The sequence below is a fragment of the Methylobacterium sp. 88A genome, from assembly GCF_000376345.1.
Classification (GTDB): Bacteria; Pseudomonadota; Alphaproteobacteria; order Rhizobiales; family Beijerinckiaceae; genus Methylobacterium; species Methylobacterium bullatum.
Genome location: NZ_AQVT01000001.1, coordinates 2660375 through 2685300 on the forward strand (window position 1 = coordinate 2660375; position 24926 = coordinate 2685300).

29 protein-coding genes and 1 tRNA gene are annotated in these 24926 nt (G+C 66.1%); 11 read left to right on the forward strand and 19 right to left on the reverse strand.

Annotated features, from left to right (window positions below; translation table 11 throughout):
• Positions 1-48: 48 nt before the first annotated feature.
• The 5 genes from A3OM_RS25875 to A3OM_RS0112725 all read right to left on the reverse strand — a co-directional run bounded on the left by A3OM_RS25875 (position 49) and on the right by A3OM_RS0112725 (position 2621).
• Positions 49-525: a hypothetical protein gene (locus A3OM_RS25875; RefSeq protein ID WP_157196486.1), complete on the reverse strand. Its 477-nt coding sequence runs from the start codon at positions 523-525 to the stop codon at positions 49-51.
• A gap of 25 nt (positions 526-550) precedes the next feature.
• Positions 551-805, reverse strand: a complete 255-nt coding sequence (locus A3OM_RS0112705; protein WP_018044143.1) for a hypothetical protein — start codon at positions 803-805, stop codon at positions 551-553.
• Between the two features lie 437 nt (positions 806-1242).
• A tRNA-Gly gene (locus tag A3OM_RS0112715) sits at positions 1243-1317 on the reverse strand.
• Between the two features lie 129 nt (positions 1318-1446).
• On the reverse strand, positions 1447-1926 hold the full coding sequence (locus A3OM_RS0112720; protein ID WP_018044145.1) for an NUDIX domain-containing protein: 480 nt from the start codon (positions 1924-1926) through the stop codon (positions 1447-1449).
• The gene (locus A3OM_RS0112725) at positions 1923-2621 is read right to left on the reverse strand and encodes a fumarylacetoacetate hydrolase family protein (protein WP_018044146.1); all 699 of its coding nucleotides are present in this window, start codon (positions 2619-2621) and stop codon (positions 1923-1925) included. Before A3OM_RS0112725 ends, A3OM_RS0112720 begins: the two co-directional genes overlap by 4 nt.
• A 168-nt stretch (positions 2622-2789) precedes the next feature.
• On the opposite strand from A3OM_RS0112725, the gene A3OM_RS0112730 reads away from it, so the two are divergent.
• The 3 genes from A3OM_RS0112730 (at position 2790) to A3OM_RS0112740 (ending at position 6201) form a co-directional block, all read left to right on the forward strand.
• On the forward strand, positions 2790-4235 hold the full coding sequence (locus A3OM_RS0112730; protein WP_026175994.1) for an FAD-binding oxidoreductase: 1446 nt from the start codon (positions 2790-2792) through the stop codon (positions 4233-4235).
• A 315-nt stretch (positions 4236-4550) separates the two neighbouring features.
• A complete protein-coding gene (locus tag A3OM_RS0112735; protein ID WP_026175995.1) occupies positions 4551-4844 on the forward strand; it encodes a DUF2218 domain-containing protein in 294 nt (97 codons plus the stop codon).
• 91 nt (positions 4845-4935) lie between these two features.
• Positions 4936-6201 carry an aminopeptidase gene (locus tag A3OM_RS0112740; protein WP_018044149.1) on the forward strand — a complete coding sequence of 422 codons (1266 nt, stop codon included), beginning with the start codon at positions 4936-4938 and terminating at the stop codon, positions 6199-6201.
• A 28-nt stretch (positions 6202-6229) separates the two neighbouring features.
• Here A3OM_RS0112740 and A3OM_RS0112745 read toward each other — a convergent pair whose 3' ends face one another.
• The 9 genes from A3OM_RS0112745 to A3OM_RS0112785 all read right to left on the reverse strand — a co-directional run bounded on the left by A3OM_RS0112745 (position 6230) and on the right by A3OM_RS0112785 (position 13838).
• Positions 6230-6958: a DUF1223 domain-containing protein gene (locus A3OM_RS0112745; protein WP_018044150.1), complete on the reverse strand. Its 729-nt coding sequence runs from the start codon at positions 6956-6958 to the stop codon at positions 6230-6232.
• A 40-nt stretch (positions 6959-6998) separates the two neighbouring features.
• Entirely contained in the window at positions 6999-8003 is a 1005-nt protein-coding gene (locus A3OM_RS0112750) for a lipid A biosynthesis lauroyl acyltransferase (protein ID WP_018044151.1), read from the reverse strand.
• A gap of 97 nt (positions 8004-8100) precedes the next feature.
• Positions 8101-9126 (reverse strand): zinc-binding dehydrogenase, encoded by a 1026-nt coding sequence (locus A3OM_RS0112755; protein ID WP_018044152.1) that lies wholly within the window; start codon positions 9124-9126, stop codon positions 8101-8103.
• Positions 9127-9335: 209 nt separating this feature from the next.
• Complete coding sequence (locus A3OM_RS0112760) at positions 9336-9611, reverse strand: SH3 domain-containing protein (protein ID WP_018044153.1); 276 nt, start codon at positions 9609-9611, stop codon at positions 9336-9338.
• Positions 9612-9624: 13 nt separating this feature from the next.
• Positions 9625-10389: an SDR family oxidoreductase gene (locus tag A3OM_RS0112765; protein ID WP_018044154.1), complete on the reverse strand. Its 765-nt coding sequence runs from the start codon at positions 10387-10389 to the stop codon at positions 9625-9627.
• Positions 10386-11687: a beta-ketoacyl-ACP synthase gene (locus A3OM_RS0112770; protein ID WP_026175997.1), complete on the reverse strand. Its 1302-nt coding sequence runs from the start codon at positions 11685-11687 to the stop codon at positions 10386-10388. Before A3OM_RS0112770 ends, A3OM_RS0112765 begins: the two co-directional genes overlap by 4 nt.
• 129 nt (positions 11688-11816) lie before the next feature.
• Positions 11817-12968, reverse strand: coding sequence for a beta-ketoacyl-ACP synthase (locus tag A3OM_RS0112775; protein ID WP_018044156.1), 1152 nt, complete (start codon positions 12966-12968; stop codon positions 11817-11819).
• Positions 12965-13462 (reverse strand): 3-hydroxyacyl-ACP dehydratase FabZ family protein, encoded by a 498-nt coding sequence (locus A3OM_RS0112780; RefSeq protein WP_018044157.1) that lies wholly within the window; start codon positions 13460-13462, stop codon positions 12965-12967. Before A3OM_RS0112780 ends, A3OM_RS0112775 begins: the two co-directional genes overlap by 4 nt.
• A gap of 73 nt (positions 13463-13535) precedes the next feature.
• Positions 13536-13838 carry an acyl carrier protein gene (locus A3OM_RS0112785; protein ID WP_018044158.1) on the reverse strand — a complete coding sequence of 101 codons (303 nt, stop codon included), beginning with the start codon at positions 13836-13838 and terminating at the stop codon, positions 13536-13538.
• Between the two features lie 372 nt (positions 13839-14210).
• Here A3OM_RS0112785 and A3OM_RS0112790 point away from each other — a divergent pair, with 372 nt between their 5' ends.
• Complete coding sequence (locus A3OM_RS0112790) at positions 14211-15332, forward strand: AI-2E family transporter (protein ID WP_018044159.1); 1122 nt, start codon at positions 14211-14213, stop codon at positions 15330-15332.
• Between the two features lie 150 nt (positions 15333-15482).
• Here A3OM_RS0112790 and acnA read toward each other — a convergent pair whose 3' ends face one another.
• Positions 15483-18182 carry an aconitate hydratase AcnA gene (acnA, locus tag A3OM_RS0112795; RefSeq protein ID WP_018044160.1) on the reverse strand — a complete coding sequence of 900 codons (2700 nt, stop codon included), beginning with the start codon at positions 18180-18182 and terminating at the stop codon, positions 15483-15485.
• Between the two features lie 298 nt (positions 18183-18480).
• Between acnA and A3OM_RS25270 the strand changes: the two genes are divergently transcribed.
• The 4 genes from A3OM_RS25270 to ccmB all read left to right on the forward strand — a co-directional run bounded on the left by A3OM_RS25270 (position 18481) and on the right by ccmB (position 20355).
• Positions 18481-18705, forward strand: a complete 225-nt coding sequence (locus tag A3OM_RS25270) for a DUF6290 family protein (protein ID WP_081612742.1) — start codon at positions 18481-18483, stop codon at positions 18703-18705.
• Positions 18689-18958, forward strand: a complete 270-nt coding sequence (locus A3OM_RS0112805) for a type II toxin-antitoxin system RelE/ParE family toxin (RefSeq protein ID WP_026175998.1) — start codon at positions 18689-18691, stop codon at positions 18956-18958. Before A3OM_RS25270 ends, A3OM_RS0112805 begins: the two co-directional genes overlap by 17 nt.
• Positions 18959-19033: 75 nt before the next feature.
• Positions 19034-19690: a heme ABC exporter ATP-binding protein CcmA gene (ccmA, locus tag A3OM_RS0112810; protein WP_026175999.1), complete on the forward strand. Its 657-nt coding sequence runs from the start codon at positions 19034-19036 to the stop codon at positions 19688-19690.
• 8 nt (positions 19691-19698) lie between these two features.
• Positions 19699-20355 carry a heme exporter protein CcmB gene (gene ccmB, locus A3OM_RS0112815; protein ID WP_043764704.1) on the forward strand — a complete coding sequence of 219 codons (657 nt, stop codon included), beginning with the start codon at positions 19699-19701 and terminating at the stop codon, positions 20353-20355.
• Here the strand turns inward: ccmB and A3OM_RS0112820 are convergent, their stop codons facing one another.
• Positions 20356-20967 (reverse strand): heme-binding protein, encoded by a 612-nt coding sequence (locus tag A3OM_RS0112820; RefSeq protein ID WP_018044165.1) that lies wholly within the window; start codon positions 20965-20967, stop codon positions 20356-20358. It lies immediately after the preceding gene.
• Between the two features lie 9 nt (positions 20968-20976).
• Positions 20977-21201, reverse strand: a complete 225-nt coding sequence (locus A3OM_RS26130) for a helix-turn-helix domain-containing protein (RefSeq protein ID WP_198290826.1) — start codon at positions 21199-21201, stop codon at positions 20977-20979.
• Between A3OM_RS26130 and A3OM_RS0112830 the strand changes: the two genes are divergently transcribed.
• Genes A3OM_RS0112830 through A3OM_RS0112840 form a run of 3 tightly spaced genes read left to right on the forward strand, consistent with a single transcriptional unit; the run spans position 21192 to position 22726 of the window.
• Positions 21192-21968 (forward strand): heme ABC transporter permease, encoded by a 777-nt coding sequence (locus A3OM_RS0112830; protein WP_018044167.1) that lies wholly within the window; start codon positions 21192-21194, stop codon positions 21966-21968. The genes A3OM_RS26130 and A3OM_RS0112830 overlap by 10 nt on opposite strands.
• A gap of 3 nt (positions 21969-21971) precedes the next feature.
• Positions 21972-22127 carry a heme exporter protein CcmD gene (gene ccmD / locus A3OM_RS0112835; protein ID WP_018044168.1) on the forward strand — a complete coding sequence of 52 codons (156 nt, stop codon included), beginning with the start codon at positions 21972-21974 and terminating at the stop codon, positions 22125-22127.
• Entirely contained in the window at positions 22124-22726 is a 603-nt protein-coding gene (locus A3OM_RS0112840) for a DsbE family thiol:disulfide interchange protein (RefSeq protein WP_018044169.1), read from the forward strand. The genes ccmD and A3OM_RS0112840 overlap by 4 nt, the downstream gene beginning before the upstream one ends.
• Positions 22727-22743: 17 nt before the next feature.
• On the opposite strand, the gene A3OM_RS0112845 is transcribed toward A3OM_RS0112840, so the two are convergent.
• Together A3OM_RS0112845 and ftsY are read right to left on the reverse strand one after the other, a co-directional pair.
• Entirely contained in the window at positions 22744-23361 is a 618-nt protein-coding gene (locus tag A3OM_RS0112845; RefSeq protein WP_026176000.1) for a septation protein A, read from the reverse strand.
• A gap of 142 nt (positions 23362-23503) precedes the next feature.
• Entirely contained in the window at positions 23504-24919 is a 1416-nt protein-coding gene (gene ftsY, locus A3OM_RS0112850; protein WP_018044171.1) for a signal recognition particle-docking protein FtsY, read from the reverse strand.
• Positions 24920-24926 lie beyond the last annotated feature (7 nt).

A 24926-nucleotide genomic window follows, 5' to 3' on the forward strand; every position in this document is an offset into this window, starting at 1 on the left:
CGTTATCTTCTAGGGGCTATTGCTCCAATAGCGGGAGAGAACGCCTTTTTATGGAGTGAGTTGATGCGGAATCTTCTGACGATCGTCGTCCTCGGCTTCGTCGGCTTCGTCCTCGTGGCGATGTTCGTCGCACCAACCCAGCCAGATTTGAAAACTTGGTACCTTAAGAATGCCTGCGAGCATCTCGATAAGGTTTCGGCGAAAATCTGCGATCCCATGCGTCAGACCGGCGGGCAAGCGCTTTAACGAGAGCTCTGACTGGAGGCTTTCAAGCAGCCATGATGAGCCCGCTTGGCGTCCGGTATCAAGGGTGAATCCCATGAGTTGGGGGCATCTCATCGCGAGATAGACCCGCCAGGTATCAATATGATCCAACAAGGCCGGGGCGGAAACGCCGGTTCTGAGATCACCCGGATACGGGTCTGTATTCCCGCTCGATCCCGTACGAATGCTGAGCAGCAGAGACCCGCGTAGCGAAACAGCTCGGCGCCAAATGATGGCGCCAAGCTGTTTCGTTAAATTCATTCAAATCATGACGATGGCGTAACGCTCAATAACCGTAGCGCCAAGCACGGCGGCGGGCGTCCCAACGACGCTCGCGACGGATTTCCTGCCGGATGGCTTTGCGACGCAAATAGCGGGCGCTGTGACCATAGCCATAGCCGTAGCCATACTGCACATGTTCCACGGCGCCCGACGGAGCGATATCCACCTTGCCGAGCGATATGGGTGCAGCCTGGGATGCGGAGGCGAAGCCGGCGCAGGCTACGAATGCCGTGAGGGCGGCAATCCGGAATGATTTCATTGCGTCGTATTCCTTCGGTCTGGAGTCACTGGTTCAGGGCTGGGACGGGCATAGAAGGTAAAAATCGTTAACGAAACCCAAACATGCCCGTATGACCCTCAAACCAGATAGAGAGTGGTCGACGCGCGAAACACTTTGGGGCAATGGGCCTCGTTCACGATTCGGAGAGCCTCATCCACCGTAATCCGGCGGTTCAAGGCGAGTTCTTCGAGGGTCATCCACGTTGATGTCATACGTTTTTTCCCTTGCTGTCGTTCACTCAACATGCAGAGGGCCGCATTGGTTCATCGACAGGTCTGGAAGGTCGCCACCGGATGAAGCGATGTGCGGGAAGCCGATGCATCATAACCGTCTGCCAGGAGATGCGTTACAAGGCGAAAACGACGAAGGCCGCCCGAAGGCGGCCTGTCGCAGTACTATAAGTCGGTTGGATGAATTGGAGCGGGCGAAGGGATTCGAACCCTCGACCCCAACCTTGGCAAGGTTGTGCTCTACCCCTGAGCTACACCCGCTCACTATGCCGTGCCGCTGAAGGAGAAGACCCGCCGGCGGCCCCGGACGGCGTCTCTAAACAACATTACGGCGGGCGTGGCAAGGGCTGTTTTGCGGTTCTTTTGCCGGCGGGCGACTTTCTCGCTTCCTCACCACGCGGCCGCCGGGGATCGCCCATGGGCGATCTCGCCGAGGCGCTCGCGCGTGGCCCGCGTGGTCCCTTCGGGCAGGGCGTCGAGCGCGAAGAAGTCGCATTGCGCGATCTCCCGGTCGGGAAACTTTGGTCCGAGGAGCGTGAAGGCTGGGGCGACGTAGACGACGATGTGGTCGCGGCCCGTGGCAGCAGTGCTGCGGAAAAATCCGTGCAGGCGCATCGTGTCCGCTTCCTCCACCACGATCTCGGCCTCCTCCCGTAACTCCCGGACCATGGCGTCGACGGCGTTCTCGCCGATCTCGACGCCACCGCCGGGCAAGTGCCATCCCGCCACATAGGTATGGCGCACGAGGCAGACGCGGCCCCGCGCGTCGAGGGCGACGCCACGCACGCCGAGGGTCATCCCCCGGGACGCGAGGGCGCCGAACTGGAACAGCCACTGGAAGAGCGGTCGGTCGAGGAGGGGTCTGATCATACGACGATGAGGCGGATGGCGCCGAAGCCTTCGATGGCCGCCTCCATTGCCTGTCCGCGCTCGACCGCGCCGACGCCCGAAGGCGTGCCCGTGAAGATCAGGTCGCCGGGATGGAGCTCGAAATAGGTGGACAAGAGCGCGATCTGGTCGGCAATGGACCAGATCATCTCCGACAGGTCGCCGGCTTGACGGGGAATGTCGTCCACTGAGAGCACGATGGCGCCGCGCATCGGATGCCCGTCACCTTCTACCCGGTGGAGCGGTCCGATGGGGGCCGAGGCATCGGCTGACTTGGCGACGTCCCACGGGCGGGCAAGGCGCTTTGCTTCGTCCTGAACATCGCGGCGGGTCATGTCGAGGCCGACGGCGTAGCCGTAGACGTGATCCAGCGCCTCAGTCGCGGGAATATCCCGCCCGCCGCGTCCGAGAGCGGCCACGAGTTCCACCTCGAAATGGTAATTAGCGGTACGCGGCGGATAGGGATGATCCACCGCCTCCGAGCCCGGGACGATCTGAAGCGCGTCCGCCGGCTTCATGAAAAAGAACGGCGGCTCGCGCTCAGGATCCTTTCCCATTTCGCGGGCATGAGCGGCGTAGTTGCGCCCCACACAATAGACGCGGCGCACGGGGAAGAAGTCTTCGCTGCCGACGATAGGCAGGGCAATGCGGGGTGGGTTCGGGATCACGGACAGCATCGGTCTGGCGCCTCCTGATGGGTTTGCTCGGATCGGTTGCGGGGCAGCCCTGCGCCCTGCAAAGAGGGGTCACTATCATTATTATAGGAGGAGAGCCGCCCGCCGCCATCGTGCCGGTCCTGCCCTGACCCCTCGTGTTGCCCCTTCATCTCCTGCCCCGAGCTTTCCGTGAGCGCTTCCGCCGAATTCCTTTCTCGTCTCGCCGGTCGGTTGGGGGAGAAGCATGTCCTCACGGCGCCCGCTGACATCGCACCTCATCTCGTGGAATGGCGCGGCCTCTTCCGGGGGAGCGCAATCGCCGTCGTCCGTCCGGCCGATACCGGCGAGGTCGCCTTCGTCGTCGCGGCCTGCGCCGAAGCTGGAATCGCAATCGTTGCCCAGGGCGGCAATACCGGGCTGGTGGGGGGCGGCGTGCCACAGGGCGGGATCGTCCTGTCCCTGTGTCGTCTCTCCCGCATTCGCGCCATCGACCGCCTGAGCGCCAGCATTACCGTCGAAGCCGGCGCCCTGCTCGCCGAGGTTCAGGCGGCGGCCGACGTGGAGGAAATGCTGTTCCCCCTTTCACTGCCTTCGGAAGGGTCGTGCACGATCGGCGGGAACCTCGCCACCAATGCCGGCGGGACCGGAGTCCTCGCCTACGGCAACACGCGCGATCTCGTGCTCGGCCTCGAAGTGGTGCTGGCTGATGGCCGAGTCTGGAACGGTCTGAGCGCACTGCGTAAGGACAATGCGGGCTACGACCTGAAACACCTGTTCGTCGGATCGGAAGGGACGCTGGGAATCATCACCGCGGCGGTGCTGAAACTCTATCCCAAGCCCTCGTCGCGGGCGGTGGGTTTCGCTGGCTTGTCGTCCCCACACGCGGCTCTGACCCTGTTCGACCAGTTGAAGCGGACGGCCGGTCAGGATCTCACGGCATTCGAGTACATTCCGCGCTTCGGCCTCGACATCGTGCTGAAACATAGGCCTGAGTTTCTGCGCCCCCTCCCCGGCGACCATGCTGCCTACGCGCTCGTCGAGATGTCCACGACGCGCGCCGGGCCGGAGGCTTTGGGCGGCCTCGAGACGGCCCTCGCCGCTTCGATTGAGGATGGTCTTGTTGAAGATGCCGTCATCGGATTGAGCGAGACGCAGAACGCGAACTTATGGGCGCTTCGCGAAAACCTGTCCGACGTTCAGTCACTCGAAGGCGGTTCGATCAAGCACGACGTCTCGGTACCGCTCTCGCGTCTGGCCGACTTCCTGGATACGGCGATTGCAGCCTGCGAAGCCGAAATGCCGGGCCTGCGCGTCTGCGCGTTCGGGCATTTCGGCGACGGTAACATCCACTTCAACCTCAGCCAGCCTCTCGGCATGGAGAAGGCCGCTTTCCTCAAGCACTGGGCTCGCTTCAATAGGATCGTTCACGACATTGTGCATCATATGGGCGGGTCCATCGCCGCCGAGCATGGCATCGGCCTGATCAAGCGCGACGAACTGGGCCTTTACGGCGATCCAGTGGGCCTGGACCTGATGCGTCGGTTCAAGCTCGCCCTCGATCCGCACGATCTCCTAAACCCTGGGAAGATCGTAGCAATGTCGGCAAATCCACCTCCGGCGCTTCCTCCCGAATAGGATTCGGGGCCATGACCTTGCCTTTCAGGAGCGAACCGAACGCTCATCCGCCTTTTACACAACCCCATTGTGCGACGCACAAGAAAGGATCACAATCCGTCTCGCGATGCGCCATAAATCGGGTTTGAATTCCGATTTAAAGCGTTGTCGCGGTGAGAGTGCTGCTTGAGTGCGCTGCAGCGTCTTATGGGGGCGTTAACGATCTAGGCCCCTTCATGAGAGGCGGATCGTACCCTCAATGACGGCCTGCCCAGCCTGGCGACAACCATTTTCCGGCTGTGCTCTTGAATTACAGGGACCGAAGGAGACCAGACGATGCCGACCTCGCAGGCGAGAGTTCCTACTGCCGAGGCAAGCCGCTACCTGAAGCAGCTTTGCCGCCATTGGAGTCATAAGTTCCCCGTGGAGGCCACGGATGCGGCCGGTACGGTGCCGTTCGGCGAGGATCGCATTTGCACGTTCCAGGCAGAAGCCGACGCCCTGCTGATGCGTGTGGCGACCCCCGACCCGGCCGGTCTGACCCGTCTCGAAAACGTGGTGGCCGACCACCTCATGCGTTTTGCCTTCCGCGAGAATCTCGGCGAAATCACCTGGTCGCGCGCGGCCTGACCGCCTCGCGCTTGAAACGCCGCCACGAATTCCGATCTTGCTGAGCGTCGTCCCCGCAGCCTATGCGGGGTGGGGCTGAGGAGACAGGGTGATGACGACGAGCACTGGGGCTGACACGATCGCCCTCCCCTTCGACGAGCGGATCGGCCGCCTCGCCGAGGTGGCGGTCCGAATTGGGCTCGGGCTGAAGCATGGCCAGGAATTGGTGATGACCGCGCCGCTCGAAGCCGCGCCCCTCGCCCGCGCGATTACCACCGAAGCCTACAAGGCCGGCGCGTCCCTGGTGACAACCTTTTATTCCGACGATACCGCAACCCTGGCTCGTTTCGCTCACGCGCCTGACGACGCGTTCGATACTGCGGCGGGCTGGCTCTACGGCGGTATGGCCGAAGCCTTCCGCAACGGGGCCGCGAGGCTGGCGATCGCCGGAGATGATCCATCCTTGCTGGCCGGCCAGGATTCGCAGAAGGTCGCCCGCGCCAATCGCTCGCGCTCGAAGGCCTATGTGCCGGCCCTTGAGCTTATCGCCAACTTCGCCACCAACTGGACGATCGTCTCGGCGGCGACCCGCCCGTGGGCGCGGACCGTCTTCCCGGATTGCCCGGAGGACGAGGCGCTGGCACGCCTGTGGGACGCGATTTTCGCCGCGTCCCGGGTCGACGGAGACGATCCGGTGGGCCAGTGGAAGGCGCATAACGATGCTCTCCACGCCCGCACTAAAATCCTCAATCAGCATCGCTTCGCGGCTGTGCGGTTTCAAGGGCCGGATACCGACCTCACCGTCGGCCTCGCTGACGATCACGAATGGTGCGGCGGTGCATCCGTCTCGCGCAGCGGCATCCTGTGCAATGCCAATATTCCCACCGAGGAGGTGTTCACCACGCCGCACAAGTTGCGGGTTGACGGCTATGTGGCAAGCACCAAGCCGCTGTCTTACCAGGGCACGTTGATCGACGGTATCCGGGTTCGGTTTGAAGAGGGGCGTATCGTCGAAGCGACGGCTCGCACGGGAAGCGACGTCCTCGCGCGGGTGCTCGACACGGACGAGGGTTCCCGCCGTCTCGGCGAGGTCGCCCTGGTGCCGGCCTCGTCCGCCATTTCGGCGTCCGGACTGCTGTTCTACAACACCCTGTACGACGAGAACGCCGCAAGCCACATTGCTCTGGGGCAGGCGTACAGCAAATGTTTCCTCAATGGTGGAGAAGGCTTCAGTGAGGACGACCTCGCGGCACGTGGCGCAAACCGTAGCCTAATCCATATCGACTGGATGATCGGCTCTGCCGACATTGATGTCGACGGACTTACTGCCGAAGGGCGCGCGGTACCGGTGATGCGCGCGGGGGAATGGATCGGCTGAGGCACCGAAGGCGGGAAGTGGCCGTGGCTCAGAAGCCGGGACCCTTCGTGGCACCGAGAATCCGAGCGGGATGGGCCAGCGTCCCGCTCTGGAGTACGACCACGTAACCATCGGCATTGCCCGAGCGAACGAGGGTGCGCGGGAGTTCGAAATGCGTGGCTTGGCCCGTCCAGGCTCCGACCCTGTGCATCCCGCGCACCACGTTGACGTAATCCACCACCTGCCCCTTGTTCTCGCCGTGCGCGACGGCGGTCCGGTGCCTGCGCAGGATTGGCAGCAGCCAGACCTCGCCGGTGCCGCGTCCGGCGCCGATATCGATGGCGATACGGTCCCCCTGGTCCGTTGCCTTCACCGATACGATGAGGCCGCTCGATTGTCGTGCCGCACGAAGGCTGCGGTCCAGGAATGCCCGGTCCGACCGGACCGGGGACGGCTCGCCGTTGATGATGGCCTGGGGCGTAAAGAGCTGGCGCTCACCGTGGCTGAGAGCATAGGCGCGCTGGCGCTCGGTGAACGCCGGAATCGCAAACTCGTCCTTCCAGCCGAGATAGTCCCAGTAGGTGACCGGCATTGTCAGGGCGATGACGTCGGGCTGCTGAGCGTACTCTCCCATCATCCGGGAGGCCTGCTGGCAGGCGCCGCAACCTTGGCTGGTGAAGAGTTCGATCACCGCGCGGGGCGGCTCGGCGCGAGCCGGACCCACCATGTGCGTCAGGACAATGGTCAGCGCGAGGAGGCTTGGCGCGGAGCGGCGCATGCGTGAAGCGGATCGGCCCATATACCTATGTGACAGCGCCTTAGCCTGGAACGGAAGACACGTTGTCTCGATGGGCCGTGGATGAGTCCGACTGTGTCGGCGGGGCAACCTTGGGTTTTGGCAGCATGTTCGGGCGCCAGCGCCTGTGCATCCAGAGCCACTGGCCGGGATTGTCCCGGATCCATTGCTCCACCACGCGGGTCATCGCCTGCATCGCGCCCTGGACGTCGATCTCGCCTTTGGCATCACGGGGCAGATCGAGGGGTGGGGTGAGTTCGAGATGAAAGCGGGCATTGTCCTTGCGCACCACGCGGACCCCGTGAACGGGGCATTCGTAATGCTTGGCGAGCTTGGCGAGCAAAGGGTTTACCAGAACGGGTCGGCCGAAGAACTCCACCACCACACCGCGGGTGAAATGCTGATCGATGAGTTGGCCGAGATGGCCGCCGCGTTCCACGACGCCCTGCATCGAAAATACGGCGCCTTGCCCCGCTGCCGCCAACCCGCCCATGGTCTCGCGGCGCACCTCGGCGACGAGGCGGGCTGAGGCGATGTCGTTGGGGGGGCGAAAGATCGCCGTAGCCTCAAGCCCGTAGCGAGCGGCGCAGATCGCTGGCAATTCCCAATTGGCGAGGTGGGCAGCGAATATGAGACCCGGCTTGCCGTCGTCGCGCAAGGCCTCGAAATGTTCGGCGCCGGCAATGGTCATCCGCTGACTCGCCGGATCGTTGGGGTCGATATCGAACAGGGTGGCGAGATGCGCGTATTCTGCCCCCGTCCGGCCGAGATTGTCCCAAGCCTGGGTCGCGAACGCCCTGATCGCGGCCTCATTCTTCTCGGGGTAAGCAGCACGCAGATTCGCCAATGCGATACGGTTCGCCGGCAGGAACGGCCCCACCCTTCGCGCAATCGCCCCGCCAGTCCGGCTCGCCCGCTCGGTCCCCAGCATCCGCGCCAGCCAGAACAGGCAGCGGACCAGCGGAATCATGGCAATCCCCGCCATCCGGGGCAGATGGCGGTTCAGGACGAGGGCAAGACGCAGCACGAGACTATCCGGAAGTGGCTATCATGCTCGTGTAGAACATTTTTTGGAGAAGTGGCAGCCTGAGGTGAATGCGAGTCATGCTTGCCCCAACGATAGGTCAGTCGATCGCCACCAGGATCTTACCGAACACCTTACGCGATTCCAGGCGTTCCAGCCCCTGTGAAAAGTCCCCGAGGGGGAGGACCGTGTCCACCACCGGCGTGATCCCGTCCGCCATCTTCGCCAGGGACTGGCGGATGTTGGCCATGGAGCACCCGAAGGAGCCGGTGATGCGGTACTGTTGCTGGAACAACTGCATCAGGTTCATAGTGGTGGAGACGCCGGAGGTGGAGCCGCAGGTGACGAGGCGGCCTCCTCGCTTGAGGCAAAGGAGCGAGCCGTTCCAAGTGTCAGGACCGACATGCTCGAACACCACATCGACGCCCTTTCGCTTAGTCAGGCGGCGAACCTCACCCTCGAAGCGTTCGTTCCGATAATTGATCACGTGATCGGCGCCGAGGGCTTTTGCCATCTCGCCTTTCCTGTCGTCGCCTACCGTCGTGAACACGGTGCAGCCGATAGCCTTGGCCATCTTGATCGCGGCGGTGCCGATGCCCGAGCCACCGGCATGGACGAGGATGCTCTCGCCGGGTTCGAGCTTGGCATTGTCGAACAGCATGTGCTGAACGGTGCCGAAGGCGATCGGCGCACAGGCTGCATCGGTGAAGCTTACCCCATCGGGCACCTTTACCACGAGACGGGCCTGCATGGTGACGCGCTCGCGCGCGAACCCGTCGATATGGAAGCCCATGACGCCGGAGACGTCCTCACACAGGTTGTCGCGACCTTCCCGGCAGGCCTTGCAGCGGCCGCAGGTCTGCGCGCCGTACATCACCACGCGGTCGCCCTCGCGGAGATCCGTCACGCCCTCGCCGACGCAGACGATCTCGCCCGAGGCTTCGGCCCCCACCGTCAGAGGCATCTTGCGCTTGGCGAAGGCCATGCCGCGAAAGCCCCAGACATCGATGAAGTTCAATCCCACGGCGCGCACGCGGATCTGAACCTCGCCCGGGCCGGGAGCGGAAGGCGGATCGACCTCGCCGAGGCGAAGGTCACGGTCACCGAAGAGTTGGAGGGCTTGCATCGGTCTCGTCTCTCGTCAGGCGCTTCGGACCCCGAGCCTCCTTCGCACCACCTCGTCCTGAGGCGCCCGCATCAGCAGGCCTCGAAGGGGGGCTCCAGGGCCCATGTGCCATCTGGAGCCCTCCTTAGAGGCCTCCGCAATAAATCCGCACCTCGGGGAAGAGGGATTGGAATGGATAGGCGGCCTTATCGACTGAAAGCCGTCCCGGCTCAATCCGGCGCAAGGTAGCGCCGCCGCGCCCAGCCGAGGATCGGGCCAGCCTTGACCCGGCACCATGTGAGGCCGCTCGGCGTCTCGTTGGTACAGCCGAAGCCGCGCAGGCGCGCCCCTTCCGGCGCTTGGCCAAGCACGGGCGCCGAGGCGTCCGGGGTCTCGCGGATGCTCAACCCGTCACCGCGCGGAAGACCGTCGACGCGGAAAGCGCCGGTCTCAGCGAAGGCGGGAACCGCTGTCAGAGCCAGCGCGAGGATGAGGCGGAAGCGCATAGGATCATCCGCCTCAGGTCCGGTGAACACCCATCATCGCCGTCAGCCCGCCATCGACCGGCAGAACCGCGCCGGTAATGTAGGCCGCGGCATCTCCCATAAGGAATGCCACGAGCGCCGCTATTTCCTCAGGCTTGGCGAAGCGTCCCGAGGGAATCTGTTTCTCCATACCGTCACGATGCGCGGCGTAGGGAGCCATCATCTCGGTGTCGATGAAGCCCGGCGCAATGACGTTGACCGTCACCCCGCGCTTGGCCGATTCGATCGCCAACGTCCGGCAATAGGAGATCAGCGCACCCTTCGTCGCCGCATAGGCAGCATTGCCCGGGTTGGCCTGTAGGGCTGCCACCGAACCGATGGCGACGATGCGGCCGGAACGTCCTCGGATCATGCCGCGCACCAGTGCCTTCGTGATCCGGGTCAGCGACCAGAAGTTCACTTGCATCGCCGCCTCGGCCTTGTCCTGAGCCATCATCGCGGCCAGCACGTCGTAGGTTTGGCCGGCATTATGGACGAGGCCGTAGAACGCTTCCCCTTCCTGGGCCTCGCAGAAAACCTCCAAGGCATCGCGGTCGGCGAGGTCGAGAGGGTGGGCGGTGATCGCCCGTCCGGGATTGGCCTGGCTGAGTTCGGCCACGAGGCGCTCCGCCGCATCGCCCGAGGAGCGATAGGTGAAAGCGATGTCGTAGCCGGCATATACCAGCGCCCGCACAATTGCCGAGCCGAGGCCGGAGGCACCCCCGGTGACGAGAACGCGCCGGGTGGTTTCCGTCGTCATACGGGCTCGTCCCCAAGGACGAGGCAGGTATTCTGCCCGCCAAAGCCGAAGGAATTGGACAGAACGCGGCTGACCCGGGCGTCGCGGGCCGTGGTCACCACGTCGAGGGAGAGGGCTGGGTCCGGCACCGCATAGTTGATCGTCGGCGGGATGCGGCCATGGGCGATGGTGAGGAGCGAGATCACCGCCTCGATGGCCCCCGCGGCGGTCAGCGTATGGCCGATCATCGACTTGTTCGACGAGATCGGCAGGGTGCGGATCCGCTCACCGAACACAGCGGCGCATCCCAATGCCTCCATCTTGTCGTTCTCCGGCGTCGATGTGCCGTGTGCATTGATCGTATCGATGGAATCCGGCTCGTTGCCGGCATCGTCCAGGGCAGCGCGGATGGCGGCGATGCCGGGCGCACCGTCTGGGCTCGACCGGGTGCGATGGAAGCCGTCGCCCTTCTCTCCGCAGCCCAGGACATAGCCGAGGATCGTCGCGCCCCGCGCCCGTGCGGATTCGGCATTCTCCAGGACCAGGGCGGCGGCCCCCTCCCCCATGACGAAACCGTCACGATTCTTGGAGAACGGCTTCGACGCCCCCTCCGGCGGATCGTTCTGGGTCGAAAGAGCAGAGAGCAGCGAGAATCGGATCAGTGATTCCGGGTTTACCGAACCGTCGGTGCCGATGCAGAGAGCCGCCTTCATCTCGCCCCGCCGGATCGCCTCGACACCGAGCTGGATCGCGGTGGCGCCGGAGGAACAGGCGGTGGAGAGCGAGATCGGCGATCCCTTGGTGCCGAACCGGTCGGCGATGTTGTCGGCTACGGTGGCGAAGATGAAGAGGTCGTGCCAAGCGTCGAACCGCCCGCTCGATGCCGCCCGCTGAAGGTCGGAATAGGTGATGTCGCCGTTCTGGCCGGACGCCTGTGCCAGGGACTGGCGCTGGGGCCATTCCATCTCCACCGGCGGTACGGCGATGAACAGTGCACCGGGGAAATCACCCTTCGCACCAATGCCGGACTGAGTGATCGCTTCCTCGGCCGCTTCCTCGGCGAAGCGCTGCGACAATGCGGGCGCCACGAGTGGGTCGGTGTCGAGGAAATCCACCGTGCCGGCGATGCGGGTGCGCAGGCCATAGGTGGAAAAACGGGCGATGTTGTGGATGCCGGACCGGCCGGCGGTGAGCGCAGCCCAATTGTCGGCCTGTCCCTGCCCGAGGGACGTGACGATGCCGAGGCCCGTCACCGCGACCAATGGCCGGCCATGGCTGTCCCGGAAGCTTCGTGAATCGCGGGGAGAGGAGTTCGTCATAGCGCCGTCTTGCTATCGTTCCGACCGAACGGCCTTGAAGTTGCCCCGCCCCGAACATTCGGGCCGATCGATCACGGTTGAACCGGTCTTAGCGGAATTTCGGTGAGCTGACAGCCGTATCCCCGCGGGTCACGACATCGCGCTCAAGCGGACCAAGCCCTCACCACGGCGATGGCCAACGGTGGTGATCGCGACCTCGCGCGCCCTGCCCTCCGAGATGAGCGCGGCGGCGAGTGCGGCCCCCAACGGCGCCGTGACTTCGAGCGAGTGGCCGGTGATGTCCCCGAGGGCCGTGACGGGCACACCGGGCGCAAGTTCGCCCAGTGCCGTGCTCTCCTCGGCTGTGATTCCCTCGACGCCGGTAGCGCCCGAAACTAGCAGGTCCGGCTTGGCACCGGCCTTTTTCCACAAGGCGGTGAGGCTGAGTTCTACGCTGCCGGTCTCGCGCCTGGGACGATCGCTCTCCACCGAAAGCAGGCGGGCAAAGATAGTCGCCTTGCGCGCGGCGGCCGTTTCGGCGGCTTCCAGCATGAGGAAGGCGGCGGTACTCCCAAGGATGAAGCCGGCCCCGCCTTCACCCTGACGCTCGAAGACCGGCCGGAAGTTGCCCTTCCGCAGATATCTGCCCAGCTCGTGGACGACCAGGACGTCGGGACGTTCCGCGCTGTAGGAACCGCCCACCAGCATCGTGTCGATCTGGCCTGAAGCGATACGGCTCTGAGCGTTGCGCAAGGCGTCGACGCCCGAAGCCTCCTCACCCATGAACGTGCGCGAGGCGCCCGTGACCCCATGGACGATGGCGATGTTGCCGGCGAGCAGGTTCGAGAGCTGTGCCAGGAAGAGGGTCGGGCGCAGGTCGTTCTGCAGGTGCTCGTTGAGATAGGCGCCCGGATCGGCCGCGTCGCGCAGGCCGGTCAGGATAGCACCGTCCACCGCCGTATCGCGCTCGCCGCCGCCGCAGGCGACGACGAGGTGCATCGCTGCCTTGAAGGCCACGTCCTGTTTCACCCCGGCCGAGTCGAGGGCAAGCCCGGCCGCGTAGACGCCCAGGCGCTGCCACGCCTCCATCTGCCGCTGGTCCGACTTCTTGGGGATCTGTCCGTCGAGGACCAGCGCCGGGGCGGGATGGACCGGATAGGGCGCAAAGCGCTCCGTATCCGTGGCCTTTGGACTGCCCGCTGCGAAGGCTTCGAGGTGGGCGGCGATCCCCTCGCCGGCGCAGGAGACGAGGCCGATACCAGTGACGACGACGTCGCGCTGACTCATGCTGGTCTTGCTCATGCCGGAACCGCCCCGCCGGAGGGCGCCCCCGATGCTATGGCGCGATCCATCAGGCCGATCCGCCGGGCGCGCTCGCGCATGGGAGCATCGAGCCCTTCGGGAAACGGCATCGTCCGGAACCGCAGCTCCGCATCGGCCAACGGCTTGCCCTCGTGGCGGATCGAGGCCTTTGTCACCGCGTAGCCGGAGCCATCATGCTCCAGGCTCGCCTGCACGACGAGCGTCGCGCCGGGGCCGACGAAGGAGCGGAACCGCGCCTTGTCCACCGCCATCAGGAACGGCATCTGCACGAAATCGAGATGGGCGAGGAGCAGGTAACCGGACGCCTGTGCCATGGTCTCGGTGAGCAGCACCCCGGGCACCAGGGGATGGCCGGGAAAGTGACCCTCGAAGACCGGGCTCTCCATCGGCACGTGAGCCAGCGCCTCGATCCGGCCGGCGGCCTTGTCGAGACTCGTCACCGTGTCGATCATCTCGAAATATTCGAGGCGCATGGCGTCAAAGGCTCCGCTGGGGACTAGAGGCTCCGCTGGACACTCAAAGGCTCGGCCCGGCCGGGCTTGCCCTTCAGGCCTTGGCGGCCTTCTCGGCCACCAGCGCGTCGATGCGGGCGCAGAGGTTCTTGAGGACGAAATACTCCTCGGCCGGCACCTTGCCCTCGTTGACCTCCTGGGTCCAACGCTCCAGCGGCAGCTTGATGCCGAAGGCTTTGTCCACCGCAAAGGCGATATCGAGGAAGGCGAGCGAATCGATGCCGAGATCCTCGATGGCGTGGCTCTCGGGCGAGATGGTGTCGCGCGGGATGTCGGCGGTGTCGGCGATGATGTCCGCGACGCGGTCGAACGTAGCGGTGGTCGGCTGGTCAGACATGCGTTCTCGCCGTTTTCTTCTCTATGGCGCGCCGTGGTGGATCCGGTATCGGATCCCGTGGCGGGCGCGGCCGGTCCGAGGCTGGCGCGTGAACCCGGCGCCCCCCGGGTCGCGCAGCATGCCCCCGAAGCGGCGTCGCGCCGCTTCCGATCGAAGGCGGTCCCTTACACGAGGGGGTGGTGGCGGGCAACCTTGGCAGAAGCTCAGGCCAGGCTCGCGTCTTCGTGCGGCTGCGGGCCTCGCCGGACCATTCCGCACTGCGATGCCTTGACCTACATGCGGACGCGCGCCTGTTCGACGTGGGTCCATCCGGCTCCTTGCCCGAAATTCCTTGAGCGTGAGGCGTGCCACGGGGCGGCAGAGGTGACGAGAATGGAACAATCTATTTCTGTCGATGCCGCGGAGCCGCCGACGGACCATCGCAGCCGCGCCCAAGGAGGGGCACGCATCGCCCTGGTCCTGGCGCTGTCCGCCCTCGGCCTGTGGGTTCTCCACCCCTTCCTTCCGGCCCTGGCCTGGGCCGTGATCCTCGCCATCGCGCTCTGGCCCCTCTACGCGAAGGCGGAGCGGCGCTGGCCGCCCGGGGGGCATAACATCCTGCTGCCGAGCCTGTTCACCCTGGCTGTGGCGCTGGTCTTCCTGGCGCCCCTGGTGATCCTCGGCGTCCAGGCGGCGCGGGAGGCCCATGATGCGATGGCCTGGGTGAAGTCGGTGGAGCAGAGCGGGATTCCAGCCCCCGAATTCCTGTCCCATCTACCCTACGGCGCGGCAAGGGCCGGTGCCTGGTGGAACGAGAATCTCAGCCACCCGTCCGCCGGCTCCGAAATCCTGCACAAGCTCGACAACTCGACCACGATCGGCCTGACCAAGAGCCTCGGGGCTCAAGTGGTTCGCCGGGTTGTGCTATTCGGCTTCACCCTGCTGACGTTGTTTTTCCTGTTTCGCGACGGGCGGACTGTCATTAAGCAGTCGCTGACCGCGAGCGGCCGCCTGTTCGGCCCGCGTGGCGAGCGGGTGGCGCGCCAGATGGTGGCCTCCGTCCACGGCACCGTCGATGGGCTCGTCCTGGTCGGCCTCGGCGAAGGCGTAATCCTTGGAATCGTTTACTATTTTGCGGGCGTGCCGCATCCGGTCCTGCTCGGCGCGCTGACGGCGGTGGCGGCGATGATCCCCTTCGGGGCGCCGCTGGTCTTCGGCATCGCCGCGCTGATTCTTCTCGCCGGCGGGGCGGTGATCCCGGCGGTGGTGGTGGTGGCGGCGGGCTTCGTCGTCACCTTCGTCGCCGACCATTTCGTCAGGCCGGTCCTGATCGGCGGCACCACCCGCCTGCCCTTCCTCTGGGTGCTGCTCGGCATCCTCGGCGGGGTCGAGACATTCGGCCTGCTCGGGCTTTTCCTCGGCCCGGCGGTGATGGCGGCGCTGGTGCTTTTGTGGCGGGAATTCACCGATGGGGATGGGGCGCAGGCCGCATCCGGAGGCCCGCGCGGACCGTAATTCGAGCCGCCCGCAACCGCCATGGGACGGCCGAAACGACCGCCATGGGACGGTGTTTCGAGGAATTGCAAAGCCGGCTCAGATTCCGGTGGAATGTCCGAGCCGAAAGGCCCTCCCCTGACCGGGAAGGGCCTTCCTCGCATCCTAGGCTTACGCCGCCAGGGAGCGCAGGACGTAGGGAAGAATCCCGCCGTTGCGGAAATATTCCAGCTCGTCGAGCGTATCGATCCGGCAGGTGAGCGGCACCTCTGTCTTGGTGCCGTCGGCGGAGGTGATCTCGGCGATCATGGTCTGGCGCGGCTTGATGTCGCCCGAGAGGCCGAGAAGGCTGACGGTCTCGTCACCCTTGAGGCCGAGCGACGCCCAGGACGTCTCGCCCTGGAACACCAGCGGCACGATGCCCATACCCACGAGGTTCGAGCGGTGGATGCGCTCGAAGCTCTCCGCCACGACGGCGCGGACGCCGAGGAGCTTGGTGCCCTTGGCCGCCCAATCGCGCGACGAGCCGGTGCCGTATTCCTTGCCGGCGAAGACGACGAGGGGCGTGCCCGATTCGGCGTATTTCTGGGCGGCGTCGTAGATGTACATGCGCTCGCCCGAGGGCTGGAACAGGGTCCAGCCACCCTCGACCACATTGCCGTTCTCGTCCCGGACCATCTGGTTCTTGATGCGGATGTTGGCGAAGGTGCCCCGCATCATGACCTGATGGTTGCCGCGGCGGGTGCCGTACTGGTTGAAGTCCTGCACCCGGACCTGATGCTCCTGCAGGTAGGCGCCCGCCGGCGAGGCCGCGCGGATGTTGCCCGCCGGAGAGATGTGGTCGGTGGTGATGGAATCCTGGAACAGGCCGAGGATGCGGGCATCGACGATATCGGTGATCGGCGCCGGCGTCTTGGTCATGCCCTCGAAATAGGGCGGGTTCTGCACGTAGGTGGAGGTCGAATCCCACTTGAAGGTCTCGGCCTCGGTGACCTCCACGGCCTTCCAGTAATGGTCGCCGCTGAACACGTCGGCGTAGCGCGACTTGAACAGGGTGGAGGTGATGTTGGCCTCGATGAACTCGGCGACCTCTGCCGTGGAGGGCCAGATGTCGGCGAGATAGACCGGCTGACCGTCTGAGCCGATGCCCAGCGGCTCGGTGGTGATGTCGATCTGCATCGAGCCGGCGAGCGCGTAGGCGACGACCAGCGGCGGCGAGGCCAGGTAGTTGGCGCGCACGTCGGGGTTCACGCGGCCTTCGAAATTGCGGTTGCCGGAAAGCACGGCCGCCGCGACCACGTCGTTGTCGTTGATCGCCTTCGAGATCGGCGCCGGCAGCGGGCCGGAATTGCCGATGCAGGTGGTGCAGCCGAAGCCGACGAGGTTGAAGCCGAGGGCGTCGAGGGGAGCCTGCAGGCCGGCACTCTCCAGATACTCGGCGACCACCTGGGAGCCGGGCGCCAGGGAGGTCTTCACCCAGGGCTTCGAGCGCAGGCCCTTGGCGACGGCGTTGCGGGCGAGCAGCCCCGCGCCTATCATCACGCTCGGGTTCGAGGTGTTGGTGCAGCTCGTGATCGCCGCGATCACCACGTCACCGTGGCCGATATCGTAATTCGCGCCCTCGACGGGGTAGCGCTTGGCGATGTCGGCAGCCTTCTTGAACTCGGTCTCCATGGACTGGGCAAAGCCCGGCTTGGCGCCGTCCAGCAGCACCCGGTCCTGCGGCCGCTTGGGGCCGGCCAGCGACGGACGCACGTCACCCATGTCGAGGGCGAGGGAATCGGTGAAGACGGGGTCCGGGGTCTGCGCGTCGCGCCACATGCCCTGGGCCTTGGCATAGGCCTCCACCAGCGCGATCCGGTCGTCGGCGCGGCCGGTCACCTTGAGGAAGTCGATGGTCTTCTGGTCGATGGGGAAGAAGCCGCAGGTGGCGCCGTATTCGGGGGCCATGTTGGAGATCGTGGCGCGGTCGGCCACCGCCATGTCGTCGAGGCCGGGGCCGTAGAATTCCACGAACTTGCCGACCACGCCCTTCTTGCGCAGCATCTGGGTCACGGTGAGCACGAGATCGGTGGCGGTGGTGCCCTCGGGCAGCTTGCCCGACAGTTTGAAGCCGACGACTTCCGGGATCAGCATGGAGAGCGGCTGGCCGAGCATGGCAGCCTCGGCCTCGATGCCACCCACGCCCCAGCCGAGCACGGCCAGACCGTTGACCATGGTGGTGTGCGAATCGGTGCCGACGAGGCTGTCGGGATAGGCGAGCTCGGTACCGTCTTCGGTCTTGGTCCACACCGTCTGCGACAGGAACTCGAGGTTCACCTGGTGGCAGATGCCGGTGCCGGGGGGGACGACGGAGAAGTTGTCGAAGGCCGACTGGCCCCATTTCAGGAAGGTGTAGCGCTCGCCATTGCGCTCGTATTCCAGCGCCACGTTGTCGGCCAGGGCCTTCGGGGTGCCGAACTCGTCGACGATGACCGAGTGGTCGATGACGAGGTCGACGGGCACCAGCGGGTTGATCTTCTGGGGATCGCCGCCCAGCGCCACCATGGCGTCGCGCATGGCCGCGAGATCCACCACGGCGGGCACACCGGTGAAATCCTGCATCAGCACGCGCGAGGGACGGAAGGCGATCTCGGTCTCGACCTTGCCGAGGTTGCCGAGCCACGCGACGGTGGCGGAGATGTCGTCCTTCTTCACCGAACGGTCGTCCTCGAACCGCAGGAGGTTCTCGAGGATGACCTTCATCGAGAAGGGCAGCGCCGTCGCATCGGCGAGGCCGGCCTGCTCGGCATGGGGGATGGAGTAGTAGGTGTAGGATTTGTCGCCGACGGTGAGGGTCTGGCGGGAGTGAAAGCTGTCGAGTGATGCCACGGCTTGTTTCTTCCTCACGAGCGGTTGTCGAACACGCGCAGGCATGACCCGCGCCACGAAGTCGTGTTCGGCTGGAGCGCTTCTAAAAAAAGCGCGCGCCGCTCCGGGGGTGCCCGGACAGGATGTTGCGCGACGAGCGATTTGGACGCTCGGGACTCGCGCGGCGCAGCCTGGGCCCCGTATAGAACACTTCGAAACTGGCCGCTACGCCCTGCCGTGACACGAGCGCGGGAGTGTCGGGAGAACGTGGACGTTGGGGCACATGCGGGTTAAGCAGATCGAAGAGCCGGAGACCGCCATGATCGCCCTTCGCCTACCCCCGGATATAGAGGAGCGCCTGGAGGCACTCGCCCGCCGTACTGGCCGCAGCGCACACGACCATGCGAGCGATGCGATCTTGGATCATCTCGAGAACCTCGAGGATCTCGAATTGGCCGAGCGACGCCTCGAAGAGCATCGTCGTGGCGAGAGCGAAACGATCCCGCTGTCCGACCTGATGGCGCGTTATGGCGTGGACCATTGATTTCACGCGGACTGCAGAAAAGGATCTCGCCAAGCTCGATGATAGTGCAGCCAAGCGTATTCTGACCTTCCTGCGCCACAGAGTCTCGTCTCTGGACGACCCTCGAATGATCGGCGAAGCCCTGAAGGGCTCAAAACTCGGCGAATTCTGGAAGTATCGGGTCGGCGATTATCGCGTGATCGCGTCGATCGAAGACAGTGCCGTTCGCATCCTCGTGGTCAGGATTGGCAATCGTCGCGAGGTCTATCGGTAGGGGCATGGTGAAAAGACCCAACTCGTCTCACGACGGGGGCCTGAACCAAGGCCCTGCCGACGGATGGACTTATCCGTGCGGCTGACCGCCACGAACCTCGCCGCCCGCCGCTCCGGCCGCCGCATCTTCTCGGGTCTGTCCTTCGCGCTCGGCCCCGGCGAGGCCTTGATGGTGACGGGGCGCAACGGCGCGGGAAAATCCACCCTGCTCAGCCTTCTCGCCGGCCGGTTGAAGCCGGATGCCGGCACCATCGCGGTCGCCGACGTCGGCGAGGCGACGCTGGCCGAATGTCTCCACGTGGTCGGCCATCGCGACGGGTTGAAGAGCCCGCTGACGGCGGAGGAGAACCTCACCTTCGCCCGCGACCTCCTCGGCGCGCCCACCGCGAGCCCGGCCGAAGCGCTGAACGAACTCGGCCTCGGCCATGCCCTGCGGCTGCCGGTGGCCTACCTCTCCGCCGGCCAGCGCCGCCGCGTCGCCCTCGCCCGGCTTCTCGTCTGCCGGCGTCCGCTCTGGCTGCTCGACGAGCCGACCGCGGCCCTCGACACCGCCTCTCAGGCCGTGCTCGCCGGATTGATGGCGCGCCACCGGGCCGAGGGCGGCCTCATCGTGGCGGCCACCCACCAATCCCTCGGCCTGGAGGATGCCCGCGAATTGCGCATCGACGAGGCGTTGAAACCCGCACCCGCCTCGGCCGGCGCGAATGCGGCCGATTCGGAGGTGTGGTGGTGATCGGCGTGATGCGCGCCCTCATCGCCCGCGACCTGCAGCTCGCGGCCCGTGTCGGCGGCTCTGGCGCCCTGTCGCTGGTGTTCTTCCTGATGATCGTCGCCCTGGTGCCCTTCGCGCTCGGACCCGACCTCAACCTGCTCTCGCGGATCGGTCCGGCCATCCTCTGGCTCGCGGCGGTGCTCGCCACCCTGATCGGCCTCGACCGCCTGTTCCAGGCCGACGAGGAGGACGGCTCCCTCGACCTGATGACCGGTGCTCCCGCGCCGATGGAGATGGTGGTGCTCGCCAAGGTGATCGCCCATTGGCTCACCACCGGCCTGCCGCTGGCACTGGCCTCGCCGCTCTTCGGGCTGCTCGTCGCCCTCGACGGCACCGCCATGGGCGCCACCGCCCTCACCCTGCTGGTGGGCACGCCGGCCCTGACCTTCATCGGCGCGGTCGGTGCGGCGCTCACCGCATCGATCCGCCGGGGCGGCCTGATCCTCGCCGTCCTGGTGTTGCCGCTGATGATCCCGACGCTGATCTTCGGCGTCTCGGCGACCGAGGCGGCCTCCGGCGGCACGGTGCCCTTCACGACGCCCCTGCTGATCCTGTCGGCCCTCAGCCTGATCGCGGCGGTGATCGGCACCTTCGCGGCGGCCGCGGCCCTGCGCTGGTCGGAATGATCAGCGCCCTTCGGCGACGGGGATGACGATCTCGTTGCGCCGCAGGAAAGGGATCGCGAAGGGCGGATCGTAGCTCAGCACGCTCGATGGGCCCGCCGTCTCGCGGGCCATCTTCGCCAGGACCTGCCGGAGAACCGCCTCGCGTTTTTCGCGCGCCCTGGCGTCGAGTGTGCCGGAGAAGCGGAGCGCGGCGAAGGTCGCGGCGGGCAGCCGGGCGATACGGACCGCCGGGTCGGTGGGAACCGGCGGTCCGGCCTTCGCGATGGCGGCGGGCAGGAAGAAGCGCATGATGCGCAGATCGCCGCCCTGCTCCACCGGCACGGTCATGGCAATCAGGGTGCCCTGTTCCACCGGCACCGTCATCGCGATGCGGTCGTCTCCCCCATTGGCGCCGGTGATGTACCGGAACAGCCGCCGAAACGCTTCCGTATCGCCCGGTCCCGCCATGTCGGTCTCGACCGCGACACGCGGTTCGTAGTGGCGGATTTCGACGTTGCGGGGCAGTTGCTCGACCACCTCGTAGCGAGGCTGCTCGTAGGTGGCACGGATGCCGAACACAGACAGGACCGATTCCGCGAAGGTCAGGGCGTAGTAGAGGGCTTTGTCGAGCATGGCGCGGCGTCAACGCCCCATCGGCGGCCCTGTTTCCAGGCTCGCCGCCAGACGCCGCCATTCCGTCGGCGGCGGGCCGGTCCAGCCACGGAACGCGCGGGTGAAATGGGCGGCATCGGCATAGCCCAGATCGAGGGCGTGCGCGAAGAAATGATCGACGCGGCCGGACTGCGCGTAACGCCCGCATTGATGCTGCACCGCACCTTGGGCTAGGTCCACGGACCATGTGGACACGTCTTGCCCATCCCGGTCACTTCCTGCGCTGGACCGGCCCCGTGATGCCCTGGCTCGCGGGGCTGTCGGCCGTGCTGCTCGCAATCGGCCTGTATCTCACCTGGTTCGTGGTCCCGCCCGACTACCAGCAGGGCGAGACCGTGCGGATCATGTACATCCACGTGCCGGCAGCCTGGCTCGGCGTGTTCTTCTACGGGTCGATGGCGCTCTCCGCCATCGGCACCCTGGTCTGGCGCCACCCCCTCGCGGACGTGGCGCAGCGCGCCGCCGCGCCGATCGGGGCGGCCTTCACCCTGATCTGCCTCGTCACCGGCTCGCTCTGGGGCAAGCCGATGTGGGGCACCTACTGGGTCTGGGACGCGCGCCTGACCTCGATGCTGATCCTGTTCCTGATCTATTGCGGCATCATCGCCCTGTGGCGCACCATCGAGGACCCGAACCGGGCCGCGCGCGCCATCGCGATCCTGACGCTGGTGGGGGCCGTGAACCTACCGATCATCAAGTTCTCGGTGAACTGGTGGTCGACGCTGCATCAGCCGGCCTCGATCATGCGGATGGGTGGCTCCAGCATCGATCCCTCGATGCTCTACCCCCTGCTCGAGATGATCCTCGCCTTCACCCTGCTCGGGATCACGCTGCATCTCTACGCCATGCGCACGGAGATCCTGCGCCGCCGGGTCCGGGCGCTCACCATCCGCGAGGCCGAGCGCCTGGATGCCGATCCGCGTCCGGCCCGGCCCCTCGGCCAGGCGATCCGGGGAGTCTGACCGATGGCTTCCCTCGGGCCGCATGCCGGCTTCATCCTCGGCGCCTACGCCTTCACCGCCCTCGTCATCGGCGCCCTGATCTGGCGCTCGCTCAGCGATCACCGGGCGCAGAAACAGGCGCTCGCGGCCCTCCAGGGCGATGCCGGGGAGCGTTCGTGAGCGCCGCATCCTCGTCGGCGCCGGTGCGCCGGTCGCTCCTCGTCATCGCGCCGCTGGTGATCTTCGCGGCGCTGGCCCTGGTGTTCTTCATCCGCCTTCGGTCCGGCGCCGACCCGGCCGCGATCCCCTCGGCGCTGATCGGGCGTCCGGTGCCGGCCTTCGCCCTGGGACCGTTGCCCAACCTCGTCGGCGGCGAAGGCCAGGCCATTCCCGGCCTGTCGAGCGCCGACCTCAAGGGCCGCGTGACGGTGGTCAATTTCTGGGCCTCGTGGTGCGCGCCGTGCCAGATCGAGCATCCGCAACTGATGCGGCTGGCGCGTGAGCCGGGCGTGAACCTCGTCGGCATCGACTACAAGGACGCGCCGGAGAACGGCCGCCGCTTCCTGTCGCGCAGCGGCGTTCCGTTCCGGGCAGTGGGGATGGATTCCACCGGCCGCACCGGCATCGATTTCGGCGTCTACGGCGTGCCGGAGACCTTCATCATCGGCCCCGACGGCGTGATCCGCGACAAGCTCGTCGGCATCGTCACGGCGGAGAACTATGCCGCGGTGCTGCAGAAGATCCGGGCGGCGGAGACGATGACGGCCGCGAAGCCCTGATTCGCCGACGCGCCTGACTAGACGTCGGGCTTCGCCTCGGCCTTGCGGTCGTAGCGCATGAGGAGCGGGGTCTGCGACAGGGCGAACAGGATGGTCAGGGGCATGATGCCGACCACCTTGAAATTGGCCCAGAACGCGTAGGTCTGCGTCCGCCACACCACCTCGTTGATGGCGGCCAGGGCCAGGAAGAACAATCCCCAGCGGAAGGTGAGCTTGCGCCAGCCCTCCTCGGTCAGGTCGAAGACCGAATCGAGCACCACCGACAGCAGGGACTTCCCGAACAGCAGACCGCCGAGGAGGATGGTGCCGAACAGGGCGTTCACGATCGTCGGCTTGATTACGAAGAACGTCTTGTCGTGCAGCGCCAGCGCCATGCCGCCGAAGACCAGCACCACGATGCCGGAGACCAGCGGCATGATCGGCAGCCGCCGCAGCAGCGCGAAGTGAATGGCCAAGGCCACCACCGTCGCCACCACGAACACCCCTATGGCCATGAAGGTGCTGCTGTCCTCGCTCAAGCCGAACCGCGTGCCGAACGAGTTCAGCAGGAAGAACAGCACCAGCGGCCCCATTTCCAGGGCGAGCTTCGGCACCGGATCGAGATGGCGGCGCGGCGGCACGGATTCGATGGGCAGGGTCATGATCGTGAGCGGCTCGTGGTTCGGCACGCCCGGACGCAGAGCGGCGCCGGGCGGGACGCCGGATGTAGGACAGTCGCCCCGGCTTTCCTAGCGCGAGCGCTTTTCGCGCAGGTCTCCGGAGCGACTGTCCATGAATCTAGTCCTTGTCCAACCCCGCGATGGCCCGTGCGAAGTCACGCGCGGCGAAGGGTTCGAGATCCTCGACGCCTTCTCCGACGCCGATGAAATGCACCGGCAGGCCGAACTTCGCGGCCAGCGCCACGAGGATGCCGCCTCGCGCGGTGCCGTCGAGCTTGGTCATGACGAGGCCGGTGACGTTGGCCGCCTTCGAGAACAGCTCGACCTGGCTCAGGGCGTTCTGGCCCACGGTGGCGTCGAGGACGAGGAGGACGGCATGGGGCGCCTCGGCGTCGATCTTGCGGATGACGCGCAGGATCTTCTCGAGCTCCGCCATCAGCCCCGTCTTGTTCTGGAGCCGGCCCGCGGTGTCGATCAGGAGCACGTCGGTGCCCTCGGTCCTGGCCCGCTGGAAGGCCTCGAAGGCGAGGCCGGCGGCATCCGCCCCTTGGGCTCCCGCCACCACCGGAACCCCGGTGCGCGTACCCCAGACCTTGAGCTGCTCGATGGCGGCGGCGCGGAACGTGTCGCCCGCCGCGAGCATCAGGCTGTGCCCCTCCCCCTTCAGCTTCAGGGCGAGCTTGCCGATGGTGGTGGTCTTGCCCGCCCCGTTGACGCCGATCATCAGGATCACGAACGGCTTCTTCGTCGTGTCGATGGTGAGGGGAATGGCGACGGGTGTCAGCGCCCGCTCCACCTCGGCCGCCAGGATGGCCCGGACGTCGTCGGGGGAGATGCCCTTCTCGTAGCGGCCCTTGCCCACGGCCTCCGAGATCCGCATGGCGGTGTCGATGCCGAAATCGGCCTGGATCAGGGCGTCCTCCAGCTCCTCCAGCGTGTCCGCGTCGAGCTTGCGCTTGGTGAAGAGGCCGGTCACCCGCTCGGACAAAGCCGACGAGGTGCGCTTCATGCCCCCGGTGAGGCGGCTCCACCAGCCACGCTTCTCGGAGGCCGGTTCGGCTTCGGAGACCGGCTCGGGCGTGGGGGCCGGGACCGGGGCGGGCTCCGGCGCGAAGGCGACCGTCGTGGTGTCGGCCTTCTCCGCTCCGCGCGCGGGATCGTCTCCCACGGTGCCTGCCGGCGGGCGCTCATCCGCGCCCGCGATGGGCTGCAGGTCCGCCCCCTCGATCTCGTCGGGGATCGTGTTCTTGTCCGGGTCGGCGGTCGCGGGCTCGCTGGGGGGCAGCGGGATCGCCGAGATGTCGTCCGCACCCGTGGCGAAGTCGGGCTGGCCTTCCGATGCCGAGGCGGGGGACGCGATGGGAGGTGAAGCCGGCTCGATCGGCGTTTCGGGTTTCGGCTCGGGCTTGGACTCGGACTTGGACTCGGATTTGGGATCGGGCGGCTGGACCGGCACCGGCTCGGGCGGCCAGGCCTCCTCCTTCTTCCCGAACATCCGCCGCAGCAACCAGCCCGGCCTCTTGTCTTCGCTCATTCCCACT